A 12,221-nucleotide genomic window follows, 5' to 3' on the forward strand; every position below is an offset into this window, starting at 1 on the left:
CCAACATTGGCTATCCCAATCATGTGAAGACTCAGGAGCTGCCTAGCGGCGGCGACGAACCATGGCCGTCAGTCCCAGCAGTAGCGATAGCCAGCCCAGGGCGCCACCATCGTCGCTTTCCTGTGCCTGGCTCGCCTCAATCTGCAGCGTGTGGCTAACCTCATGCTCACCGTCGGAGGCGATGATGGTCAGAGGATGACTGCCTTCGCTGTCGACCTGGCCGGTTATCTGAGTGCCAGAGATGCTCAGGGCGGCGAAGCTGCTGCCTTCTACCTGGTAGCTCAGGCCGTTGCCTTCCATGTCGGTGAACAGGCCGCTCACATCCAGGTTGAAGCTGGCTGATGAGCCAGACTTGAAGCTCAGTGGTGCGACTTTCAGTGATGCTGCAACTGCTTCATTCAGCTCGGGCGCCATATCATTGATGTCCTGTACCATGACGGTCAGGGTCTCGGTTTCGCCTATGCTGTTCCCGCGCTGAGACGTGATCTTGACTTCGAACTCGCGGTTGTTCTCGAAATCCAAGGCCTCAGGATTGGCCACATAGAGCTCGAAGGTCTCCTGATTGATGGCAAACGGTGTACCGACAAGGGTATTGGTAATATGTAGTTCGAAGGCCGTATATGAACTCGAGCCCGAGGTAAAGAAGCCCTGGGTATCGAGGGCTATCTCGCCGACGACTGTGCCAACCTCAGCATTTTCCTCTACGCTAAACACCTGTCCGGCTTTGGCTTTTGCAATTGCCGAACCGTCATCGTCCACCAGGGCGTTGTAGCCTATTTGCATGAAGTCGTCGTTAAGGCTCACCACCATGAAGCCCTTAGGCTCGGGTAGCCTGCCAAAACCACCTAGCTCAGAGGTGCCCACAGAGGCGATATAGACTTCCTCACCAGGCTGGGCCGTATAGGTCTGCTCGAAGGCCAGATCGCCGACCACCTGGTCGTCCTCCTTACCGGCGAAACCTATCTTGAGCGAGCGATCGAATACGGTTTCAGAGCACACCTCTTCGCCGCTAAACCAGTCTAGGTAGCAAGATTCTTCCGTGGTGTAGCTGCCGCCCTTGATGGGGTTGAACTGAGTGATAGGCTCATATTGCGCCTTGCCCGTGTGGCGGTCGGTTTCGATATGGAAGCCAAAGTTTTGGTCGAAATCCTCGACACTATCCAGCTCGTGGTGGAACATATCTTCCAGACAGACCTGCGACACGATATTTCTCCCGTTGTTGGCAAAGAAGGTCGGCAGCGTCGATTCCTTATAGCGGCCCGTAGGGTTTGAATAGTCGTAAGGCAGGTTGAGATCGATCACATAGGTGGTGGGTTGTCCCTTGTCGTTGAGGGCGACGAAGGGTTGGTTCACCTTCTGTGCGTCATCATAGATGTAGGCGCCTTCGAAGCTCTTGTCCCAGCCGTTCTCCTTAACCGTGGCCTCATAGAAAAGGTCATAGGTAAACAGGCGCGGTCCACGTTCGAAGAAGTTGGGCAGGGCCACATCCGCTGGTTGAAACAGGCTGACGGCGATGTTCAGTTTTTTGCCGGTCACACTGCACTGGGCGTCATCATAGACAGCACCACCGACCGCCTTGATCATGTGCCCCTTCAGCCCCTGTAGCTTCTCGGGCAGGGTCGGGTTTTGCAGCAGCAATGGGTAGGCCTGGTAAGTAGTTGCTGTGTTCGACTCGTTAACGAACGACGCCACATAGCCCTGATAGTTCAGCGAGCCAGATTCGGTATCTGGATAGAGCTCGCGGCCCCAATTCAGGTGCTCCCATTCTGTCTTGCCCAGATCTGGGTTATAGCCCAGGTAGTTAGGGTACTCGATGGCGTTGGGCTTCTTAGTGATGCTGGTGTTGCTGCGCGCCTTCACCATCCAGCCCAGGTTGATCTCGGGCTGATCATCTGCGCTCAGGCTGATGTAGCCGTTAAGCTCGGTGGCCTTGAGGTTGGCATCCACATGGTCGCCTGTACCCATCAGTGGCCACTGGGGCAGCTTGTCGCCCGTTATGGTCAGGGTGAGCGGCAGGATCACGCTCGAGTGCGCCGGAATGTTCACGCTCTCGGGCAGGCTCATGGTCAGCGCCTGGTAGCCGGCCTTGTCCCCGGTCATCTTGTAGGAGAGTTGATAGGTTTGCGCCGTATCTGAGAGGTTTCTCAGGGTTATGCGCTTATGCAGCGTCTTGCTTTGGGCGACCTCATGCATGCCAAACTGCACATAGGGCTGGTTGCTGCTGGTTTCCCAGGCAACGATAGGCGAGGCGATGGCGTTGGTGAGGTTTTCGACACCATGGCCCATAGCATAAAGCTCTGCTGGGGTCACGCCGTCACTCTCCAGGATTGAAGAGATGTCGGCGGTATTGGCCAGCAGGGCCTTGATCTCGGCGGGACCGAAGCCTGGGTGCTGGCTCTTGATCACGGCTGCCGCCGCCGCGATGCGCGCCGCACCTGTGAAGGCGCCGCTGCGACTCCCCAGCTTGGCGGCGGTCTCATCTGGGTTAGAGATCTTGGCGACTGGCTGCTCATCGGTAAAGGTAACTATCTCAGGCTTAAGGGCCTGGGAGCCGCGCACCGGGCCCATAGGTGCCCAGTCGGGAATGACCTTGCTCTCGCCATCCTCGCCATGGTTGACGGCGCCGACGGTAATGGCCGAAGTGGCGCTACCTTCGCTGGAGATCCAGTTGCGATGTTTGGCCTCGGCATCGCCAAATAGCGAGTAGAGGCCCAGGTTACCGGCGTGGGTCACCACTGTCATGCCTTGAGCTGAGACGCGTTCGATCAGCATCTGCAGCAGGCTAGGGGAGGCGTTGCCGTCGATGTCGAAGAAGGCGCCCGCGCCCGCCGCGTCGATCAGGGCGATATCCAGATGATCGCTAGTGTCGCCATCCTGGTTAGGATCCATGGCATGTTCGAAGGCCGAGACAATGGAGTTAAGGCTGGGGCCAGAGGCCGATACCCTGCCGTTCTTCTCCATCACGTTATACACCTTGTAAGCGTGTAGCTTGGCGCCTGGTGCGAGCTGATGCACTATACTGGCGATCTCAGTGCCCGTGCCTGTGGGGTAGACCCAGCCATTATAGGCTTCATATTCTAGGTTCTGATCTATCGGGTTGGCATCGTTGCCATAGTTTTCGCTGACAAAGTCCCAGCCCCCGGCCACGACATCAGTGGGGAAACCTGCGTACTCGATGGCCCCATTTTCAAGAGCTTCCAGGTAGCTGCCTGCCGGTGGCGGCGTTTCGGGGTCATTGTCTTCACCATAGACGCCAGAGCCGCCGAAGATTGGCAGGGTATAGTCGATACCGGTAGAGATGATGGCGATGCTGACGCCTGTGCCTGCGGTCTCTTTACCTGTGTAGGGGCTCATCAGCTCGTTAGCTTGTTCGCTGAGGGGGCTGGCTTCTTGGCTGGCGATGCGTGAGCGAGCTTGGGCTATCGAGGTCTGCTCGCTAAAGAGCTGCTCGCCGTGAAAGGTTTGGGCGATGGCATCCAGTGCACGGATCTTGGCCAGCGCATCTTGCTGTACCTCGACGGTGACGGTATTGGCCAGTAGATGGCTGCTGCCTACCAGGCGTGCCTGTGGGTCTATGGCCTGGATCTGCTTAAGTAGCTGCGCCTGTTGGTTGAGGGCATCCTGGGCGCTGAGCTGGCTAGCGGCTTTGTCTGTCTGCGCCAGTGAGAAAGTGTAGGTCGCCCTGGTCTGCGCCTGCTCCACGCCAAAGGCTGAGATCGATTCTGTCTTGGCCTGTAGGGCGCTGGAGAGAATGGCGGTCGAGACGCACAATGCTAGGGTGCATTTGGTAAATTTCATGTCCTTTCCTTCTTGTTATTGTGTGCTGTCGAGTCAATGGATTTTGACTGTCACAATTTAATAACGTGAAGGTAATAAGCGCACAACGAAGGGCGTCTCGATTATTCGCCGTTTTTTGCTCTATGAGGGCATTTTTTATCTCTTTAAAATATCTAATTCAAATTAGATCAATTAGTTAAATCTATTCTGTCACCAGCTTGTAACCGAAGACATCGGCCTCGTTGGCCAGTTTTAAGGTGACCAGGAAGGAGTGGCCATCCGCCGGCGCAAGGCCGAAAAACTTGCGCACCGCATCTGGGGCAAAACTTTGCACTAACTCTGGCTTGTGGTCATTGTCGGCAAGAGAGATACGCATGATGGCGTCGCGCTCGGCATCGCGACTCAAGAAATAGAGATAGCCCTGCTCATAATAGAAGGCGCCGTAGTCATACTTGGCTAACTTGTCGGTGATCAGCGTCATCTGGTTCGTGGTGCGATCCAGATGCCAGATGCCGTTCTGATCGAACTTGGACAGATAGAGATGGTTGGCGTCCTGACCCTCGATGGCGTAGACACCTTGCTGCTGGGGGATCTTTTCAAGCTCGCCAGATTTGACATTCAGCTTATAGATGCCGTTTTTTTTCTTGGCGAAGCCCTTGAAGTAGAGGGCTTCGCCATCCGCCGACCAGCTCAAGTTATCGGCCTCGATCCCCTGGATATCGATGGCGCGAAAGTTCTCAGATTCTATGTTGCCTATGTAGAGGGTGCGGCCCGTGTCGGAGATGATATTGACCGCAAAGTCGCTGCTCACGGGAGAGATAGCCGGCACGCCGACATTACCGAGAGAGTGGGTGATGTTCTTGCTGCTCACCTTGTTGTTGCGCCAGATAGACCAGAGGGCAGAGCGGTTGGAGAGAAACAGGATATCGCCAGTGGCATTGGCATACTTACCATACATGTCACGGGAGGAGGAGGAAATGCGCCTGAGCTGCTTGCCATCACCGTAGGCCTGCTGGGTGATGTACTCCTTGGAGATATGTTCGGTCACATAGAGCATGGCTTGTGTGTCAGAGAGGCTGATGCTGCTGGGTAAGCCAGATTGCGCCAGCGGTGCCAGCTGGCTGCCGTCCATAAGAATACGGGAGATGATGGCCGCCGCGCCGTCGAGATTGTTGACGTAAAACAGCTGCTCGCGGGCCGAGTAGTCGAAATCGACTATGCTGGGGCTGTTTTGGATAAGCTCAAGCTCACTGCCATCCGCCGTCTGTAGGATCAGGCTGAGCAAGTTGGAGGCCGCCCGCTCGCGAATGAAGGCCAGCTGGGTATCCTGGTCCAGCCATTTGGGGGCGTAGTCTATCTCGTTCTTATCGGGAAAACTCACCTGCTGATGCTCAGCCGTGTCGAAGTTGTAGGCCATTAGGGCCACGCGGTCCTGCATCTTCTTGGCGTAGAGCAGGCGTTTGTCATCGATCCCGGACCAGGAGACGATGCGCTTATAGGGGATATAGAAACAGTCGGAGGCGATGAGTTGGTCGGTGTTATCCAAAAGGTTTCTCACCCTGACCTGACAGCCACCAGCCGGGTCGAGACGCACATAGGCCAGCTTTTCATCGGAGCGTGACCAGGCGGGGGAGGCCTCTTCGTTGTTCTCGAAGGAGATCAGGGTCAGCGGTGCATCGACCTGACTCAGCTCCTTGATATAGATCTTGCCGCTCAGGGAGTTGTCGCGCCACTGCATGGCCAGTCGCTGGCCATCATGGGACACGGCGATATGCTCTTCGACCCCACCATAGTTGGTCACCTTGAGCTTGGTTGGGTTTGTGACAGGCCGTAGCTGGCTGAGCTGCACGGGTTGCTCGTCGGTAACCTCGCTCCAGGTTAGCCAAAGGAGCAGAGCTGTTATGAGTGAAATAGCGATAAAGGCTGCGTAGCGGGTATAGGAGCGAGTCGGGCCTGAGGTTGTTTGGCTGTCGATGGGCTGCACCGTCAGGGTGAGTTGATAGCCGAGTTTAGGCAGGGTATTAAACACCTCCTCTTCGACCCCCAGATCCTTAAAGGTTTTTCTCAGTACCCAGATGCCGTTGGTGAAGCCCTTCTTGCCGACCCCTTCGTTGCCTAGCCAGATGGTGTCGATCGCCTGTTGGCGCGAGACGACATTGTCTGGACTGTCGATGAAGAGCATCAGGAGTTCGAAGACTTTGGAGGAGAGTTTTATGCTGCTGTCTGCGTGTTTTAATGACATTAACTTGCAGTCTAATTCGCATCCGCCTATCTGGTAGCTTAGCTTGGTCATTAAATGAGGGTCCGTACATTATTGTTATTCTTATGTGAACATCATAGGGGGAGAGTCGAGTTTGGCTCAAGAGTCCTTGAATAGTTATTATTACAGCATCTTCTAACATACTGTTTCTTAAATGGTTTAAAAGGTTACAATTTGCTACAAAGCGGTGAAACGGCCGCCAGCCGTCATCTCCGAGCCAAGCTGACCTACACTGAGTAGATAGGTTTGCTGGGCATTTGGGCCCCAACGGAGTGACAGAGATGGATAGACGATATCTTTTAACGGCCTTTAGCTACGCCCTGCTGGGGCTAGCCTTGGGCCTCTACATGGCGGCCTCCCACGACCATGGTCAGCTGGTGACCCACGCCCACATCATGATGATAGGCTTTCTGATCTCCTTCAGTTATGCCCTCTGTTATCGCCTCTGGCTAGCGGCTTCTACGGGGGCGCATTCGGGGAAACTGGTCACGGCGCAGTTCTGGTTGCATCAGCTGGGCACCATAGGGGTCGCCATCGGCCTGTTCCTGCTCTATGGCGAGTTTGTGGCGCTGGAAGTGGTTGACCCTTTCCTGGCGATCGCCTCCTTTAGCGTGTTCGGCGGCGTCTTGCTGATGATGGTGCAGCTGCTTAAGGCCAGGCAGTTGGACTAAGCAGGCGGGTAAAGCAGGAGGCTAGACTTCTAAACAAACCCATTTAGGAAGAGTCAATCCCATAAAAAAAGGTGAAGCAATTGCTTCACCTTTTTTGTGTTAAACACGCCATGAGGCAGTGTCTAAGGGGAGTGGATTACTCGCCCTGTTCAACGCCTGCACGGTTGATCAGGAACTGAGTCAGTAGCGGTACGGGACGACCGGTTGAGCCCTTGTTAGCACCACTGTTCCACGCGGTACCCGCCACATCAAGATGTGCCCAGTTGTACTTCTTGGCGAAGCGCGACAGGAAGCAGGCAGCTGTGATGGCACCGGCAGGACGACCACCCAGGTTGGTCATGTCGGCAAATGGACTTTCCAGATGCTCCTGGTACTCATCCCACAGCGGCATCCGCCATGCGCGGTCACCACTCTGCTCACCGGCGTTCAGTAGCTCGTGGGCCAGCGGGTTGTGTGAAGAGAATAGACCCGAGGCGTGTTTACCCAAGGCGATCACACAGGCACCGGTAAGGGTTGCCGTGTCAACGACCAGCTCAGGGTCGAAACGCTCTACATAGGTGAGCACGTCACACAGTACCAGACGGCCTTCGGCGTCGGTGTTGAGCACTTCGACTGTCTGGCCCGACATAGTGGTCAGGATATCCCCTGGACGGTAGGCGTTGCTCGACGGCATGTTTTCACAGCCCGCCAGGATGCCCACTACGTTGATCGGCAACTTCAGCTCACACAGGGCCAGCATGGTACCGATAACGCCTGCGGCGCCGCCCATGTCATATTTCATCTCATCCATGGCTTCGCCAGGCTTGAGAGAGATACCGCCCGAGTCGAAGGTAAGACCCTTACCCACGAGCACGATTGGCTTCTCTGTGCTGTCTACCGCGCCCTTGTATTCCATGACGGTCATGACAGATTCGTTATGGCTGCCGCGGCCGACGGCCAGGTATGAGTTCATGCCAAGCTTGGCCATCTGCTCTTCGCCTACCGTGGTGACGGTGAGGTTTTCATGGTTCTCGGCAATCTGGCGTGCTTGAGAGGCCAGGTAAGCCGGGTTACAGATGTTTGGTGGCATGTTGGCCACGTCGCGACATAGCTGGGTACCGGTCGATACAGCCATACCGTGCTCGATGGCGCGCTCACCCACGGTGAGTTCGCGGCGGGTCGGTACATTGAAGACCAGCTTGCGCAGTGGACGACGGGTCTCGCCCTTACGGGTCTTGAGTGCGTCGAAGCTGTACAGACTATTTTGAGTCGATTCAACGGCTTCGCGTACTTTCCAATAGGTGTCACGGCCCTTAACGTGCAGTTCGGTCAGGAAGCAAACGGCCTCCATTGAACCTGTATCGTTTAGGGTGTTGATGGTTTTAGTGATGATCTGCTTGTACTGGCGTTCGTCTAGTTCTCGTTCTTTGCCACAACCTACAAGAAGGACGCGTTCACTCAAGACGTTGGGCACATGATGCAAAAGTAGCATCTGACCCGGCTTACCCTCTAAGTCGCCGCGGCGAAGTAAGTTGCTAATGTAGCCTTCACTGATTTTATCCAGTTGCTCAGCAATACCAGAGAGGCGTCTAGGTTCATAGACACCAACGACAATACAGGCCGAACGTTGTTTTTCCGGGCTGCCGCTCTTAACGCTAAACTCCATGAGCTCTCCTAGATTCTTAAAGACAAATATTATTATTTATTAGATAATGTCTGCTTGTGTCCAAAACGGACCTAAAATTGGTACACCAATGTTAATTTTTCAGGTGTTTTTCTGCCATTTTTAGTTAAAGGCTGGTCACAAAACTACCAAAAGTAGACAGTCTACATGAAAAGTGGGCTGATACCAGCATAAATATAAGTTTAGGGACTGGATCCTGCCTGTGATTGTATTTAGATACTTGATTCGTGAAGTTTTAAAAGCGCAGATGGCAGTGCTTTTAGTACTGTTAGCTATTTTTATTAGCCAACATTTTGTTCGTGTACTCGCTGATGCATCCGATGGCGAGTTTCCCGCCTCTCTGGTGATGACCCTCCTAGGCCTTAATCTTCCCTATCTTGCCGTGCTTGTGGTGCCTCTGAGTCTGTTTTTGGGGATCCTGGTGGCCCATGGCCGTATGTACGCCGAAAGCGAGATGGTGGTCTTCCACAGCGTCGGCGTGAGTGAATGGTATGTCACTCGGGTGACCCTGCTACTCGCCGTCGCCAACATGCTGTTTACCGGCTTTTTAGTCATCTATGTCACCCCCTGGGCCGAAGAGACCCAAAACCGTGTGCTTGAAAATGCCCAGTCGGAGGCAGGCCTGGCGGCATTGACCCAGGGGCGTTTCCAGACCAGTCCTAACGGCCGCGCGGTACTCTTCGTCGAGCGGATCGGCCGTGACAATCAACTGGATAAGGTGTTCGTGGCTCAGCTACCAGACCCGGAAGATGGCGCCAGCCAGTCCAATATCGTGGTGGCCCAAGGGGGCAGCGTGATCGAGGATGAAAGCGGCGAGCAGCGCCTCAAGCTCAACGATGGTATCCAGTACCAGAGCAAGCAGAATCAGCTCGATTATCAGGTGGTGCAGTTTGCCGGTTACGAGATGCAGATCAAGGAGCAGGAGGTGGATCAGCGCCGCCGCAAACTGTCGGCCTTGCCAATCGACCAGCTGCTGGATACCGAGGGGCCCGAGGCCGTGGCCGAGTTCCACTGGCGTCTGGCCATCCCGCTGGCGATCCCTTTCATGACGCTGATCGCTGTGCCCATGGCGCGGGTGAATGTGCGCCAGGGTAAGTTTGCCAAGATGTTCCCGGCGATCTTGCTCTATCTGGGTTATTTCGGCTTGATGATTGCCGGGCGCAAGGCGCTCGAAGATGAGGTGATCCCAGCCTATCTCGGTATGTGGTGGATCCATGCCTCGGCGCTGTTTTTAGGGATGTTGCTGCTGAGTAAGGAGCGCCCCGCGGGGGCTAAGCTTTCTGGCTTGCTAAAGCGTAAGAAGGTGGCGGCATGAGAATTCTAGATTTATATATCGCCCGTGTCCTGCTGAGCACCTCGGCCCTGTGTCTGCTGGTGTTAACTGGCCTGTCTGGCATCATCAAGTGGGTGGATCAGATTCGTCTGGTGGGACGCGGTACCTACACCATGGTGGATGCCGGCATCTATGTGCTGTTTCTGATCCCGCGGGATATCGAGATGTTTTTCCCCATGGCGGTGCTCCTCGGGGCGCTGATCGGCATGGGCATGCTGGCGTCGAACTCTGAGCTGGTGGTGATGCAGTCGGCGGGCTTGTCTCGCTTTCAGATCACCCTGTCGGCGATGAAGACGGCGGTGCCGCTGATGCTCTTGGTGATGGCCCTGGGGGAATGGGGCGCGCCGGTGGCCGAACGTCACGGCAAGGAGCTGCAGGCGGTTAAACTCTCCGGCGGTAGCCTGTTTAAGTCGAGCCGGGGGATCTGGGCCAAAGATGGTGACCTGTTCGTTAACATAGGCGAGATAGAGGATATCAACAGCCTGCACAATATCGTGCTCTATGAGTTCGACGATAAACTGAATCTGGTGGGCACCATAGAGGCGCGCCGTGGCGTTTACTCTAAGGATCATTGGCGCCTGCTCGATGTGCGTCAGACCAAGATCACTCCAGAGCAGGTGAGCCTGACGGATCTCACCCTGTATCGCTGGGAGTCGACTCTGACCCCGGATAAGCTGAGCGTAGTGTCGGTAAAACCCGAGGCCTTGTCGATTCAGGGGCTGGTGGATTATCTCGAGTACCTGAGGGTGAATAACCAGGATTCGGGCCGCTATGAGCTGGCACTATGGCGTAAGATCATGCAGCCTATCACTGTGGCCGTGATGATGCTGGTGGCCCTGTCATTCGTGTTTGGTCCGCTGCGTACTGTGACCATGGGCGCGCGGGTGCTGCTGGGTGTCGTCGCTGGTTTCAGCTTCTATATCTGTAACGAGATCTTCGGCCCCATGACTCTGGTGTATGGCCTACCGGCCGTGCTGGGCGCCGTGATGCCGCCGCTTATCTTCAGTAGCGCGGCCATCTACTATATTCGCCGCTAGGCTATTTCTACTAAAGATGAGCTCATTAAAAAAAGGACCCCTAGGGTCCTTTTTTCTTGTCTGAGTTTAGCTTACACGCCGTGCCAGTTACGCATCTGGTTGGCTTCTTTGGAGAGCACCACCACTTCCGAGCGGGTCATCATATCCTGTAGCGCCAGCTTGTCGCCGTTGATCAAGATCCACAGGTTACCTATGCCAAGTAGCGACCAGACGAGACGTGCGGTGGCGGTGATCATGCTCAGGCTTTGCCCGTTGGGATGTTGGATCTTCAAACGCCAGGCGCGCATGCCCAGGGTCTGGCCGCCATAGCTCCAAAACAGCACATAGAAGAGGCCGACGCAGAAGGCGATCCACAGCTGATAAACACCCTTGTATAGCGGTGTGCCATTCAGCAGATCTGAGACATGTTCGAAGCCATTCATGGCCAGCAGGCCACTGCTGGTAAGGGCGGTAAAGATACCGAAGCCTATGGCTCCGGCCACCATGTAGACGGCGACCGCCAGCAGCAGGTCGTACACTATCGCGCCCAGGCGGCGAAAGAAGCCGGCTCTGGGAAAATTGGCATGTTCAATATTAGACATTCAGGGCCTACATCATCTGGTAAAAGGCGAAAATGGGTGGCTTATTCTAGCGAACTTGGCCTTAGCTTTCATCCTGTGCGCTTTCATCTCGAATAAAGTGGATGTCGCTAAAGCCGAAACGGGCGAACTCCTTCTGGCGATAGTCTTTCACCGCCTGGGAACCCTTGGAGGTCATGGCGACCTGCGCCTCCATGGCGAGGTAGCGGGTCAGATCGATTCCCTCGGCTGCGGCCACGGCTTCGTATATGTCATGAAACTTGTCGTAGACGAAGTTGATCTCTTTGTATTGATTCTTAAAGGTATAACCGACTCTGCGGGCCATAGCATTCTCTTAAAGTAGCACTTTCTTAAATAAGGGTTCTTTTAAAATAGTTTCTTTCAGTCCTGATAGGCATAGCCAGGGTTATCTGCGTCGATGGCATACACCATGTAGCAGGCATCTTCCGGGTAGCTGCCTAAGGATTTGTCGATTATACGCGATTTAAAGCCCAGACGTTGCCAATATGTGTGGGCGCCGCCCACGGCCACTAGCGAGATGCTATCCAGCGCCTTGTTTCTGGCCTGTTCGATGAGGCGATTAAACACGGCCGCGCCGGCCCCCAGGCCCCGAGCCTTGGCTGAAAAGGCGATATCGTGCAGGTAGAGGGTCTCCTGCTTGGGCGCTGCGTCGAGCACCTGCTCCAGACTCGGCGGCAGGTCGCGCTGCCAGGGGTGCGCCAGGCAATAGCCTATGACGGCATCGTCTTGCGTGACCACAAAACAGGTCTGTGGGGAGAGCCGGGCCTTACTCTGCAGGGCAGCGAGGGACTCGGGCTCGATGTCGGGATAGCACTCGTCTTGAATGCGTAAAATGGCTGGCCAATCCTGGGCCTGTATCTCTCGTATCTGCATTACTAATG

At 55.2% G+C, this 12,221-nt stretch carries 9 protein-coding genes; 3 read left to right on the top strand and 6 right to left on the bottom strand.

The window, feature by feature from the left end; translation table 11 throughout:
* Positions 1 to 42: 42 nt before the first annotated feature.
* Entirely contained in the window at positions 43 to 3,798 is a 3,756-nt protein-coding gene (locus SHEW_RS04815) for a S8 family serine peptidase (RefSeq protein WP_011864741.1), read from the bottom strand.
* 181 nt (positions 3,799 to 3,979) lie between these two features.
* A complete protein-coding gene (locus tag SHEW_RS04820) occupies positions 3,980 to 6,019 on the bottom strand; it encodes a winged helix-turn-helix domain-containing protein (protein ID WP_190272407.1) in 2,040 nt (679 codons plus the stop codon).
* Positions 6,020 to 6,318: 299 nt separating this feature from the next.
* Here SHEW_RS04820 and SHEW_RS04825 point away from each other — a divergent pair, with 299 nt between their 5' ends.
* A complete protein-coding gene (locus SHEW_RS04825; protein WP_011864743.1) occupies positions 6,319 to 6,708 on the top strand; it encodes a hypothetical protein in 390 nt (129 codons plus the stop codon).
* Between the two features lie 136 nt (positions 6,709 to 6,844).
* Here SHEW_RS04825 and pepA read toward each other — a convergent pair whose 3' ends face one another.
* Positions 6,845 to 8,353, bottom strand: a complete 1,509-nt coding sequence (gene pepA, locus SHEW_RS04830) for a leucyl aminopeptidase (RefSeq protein ID WP_011864744.1) — start codon at positions 8,351 to 8,353, stop codon at positions 6,845 to 6,847.
* Positions 8,354 to 8,573: 220 nt separating this feature from the next.
* Here pepA and lptF point away from each other — a divergent pair, with 220 nt between their 5' ends.
* Both lptF and lptG read left to right on the top strand, forming a co-directional pair.
* Positions 8,574 to 9,686, top strand: coding sequence for an LPS export ABC transporter permease LptF (gene lptF / locus SHEW_RS04835; protein ID WP_011864745.1), 1,113 nt, complete (start codon positions 8,574 to 8,576; stop codon positions 9,684 to 9,686).
* A complete protein-coding gene (gene lptG / locus SHEW_RS04840) occupies positions 9,683 to 10,741 on the top strand; it encodes an LPS export ABC transporter permease LptG (RefSeq protein WP_011864746.1) in 1,059 nt (352 codons plus the stop codon). The genes lptF and lptG overlap by 4 nt, the downstream gene beginning before the upstream one ends.
* 71 nt (positions 10,742 to 10,812) lie before the next feature.
* On the opposite strand, the gene SHEW_RS04845 is transcribed toward lptG, so the two are convergent.
* From SHEW_RS04845 to SHEW_RS04855, 3 genes are all read right to left on the bottom strand, one after another.
* Positions 10,813 to 11,322 carry an RDD family protein gene (locus SHEW_RS04845; protein WP_011864747.1) on the bottom strand — a complete coding sequence of 170 codons (510 nt, stop codon included), beginning with the start codon at positions 11,320 to 11,322 and terminating at the stop codon, positions 10,813 to 10,815.
* Between the two features lie 61 nt (positions 11,323 to 11,383).
* Positions 11,384 to 11,644, bottom strand: a complete 261-nt coding sequence (locus SHEW_RS04850; RefSeq protein ID WP_011864748.1) for a DUF2960 domain-containing protein — start codon at positions 11,642 to 11,644, stop codon at positions 11,384 to 11,386.
* Between the two features lie 56 nt (positions 11,645 to 11,700).
* Positions 11,701 to 12,213 carry a GNAT family N-acetyltransferase gene (locus SHEW_RS04855; protein WP_011864749.1) on the bottom strand — a complete coding sequence of 171 codons (513 nt, stop codon included), beginning with the start codon at positions 12,211 to 12,213 and terminating at the stop codon, positions 11,701 to 11,703.
* Between the last annotated feature and the right edge of the window lie 8 nt (positions 12,214 to 12,221).

The organism is Shewanella loihica PV-4 (assembly GCF_000016065.1).
GTDB classification, from domain to species: Bacteria; Pseudomonadota; Gammaproteobacteria; order Enterobacterales; family Shewanellaceae; genus Shewanella; species Shewanella loihica.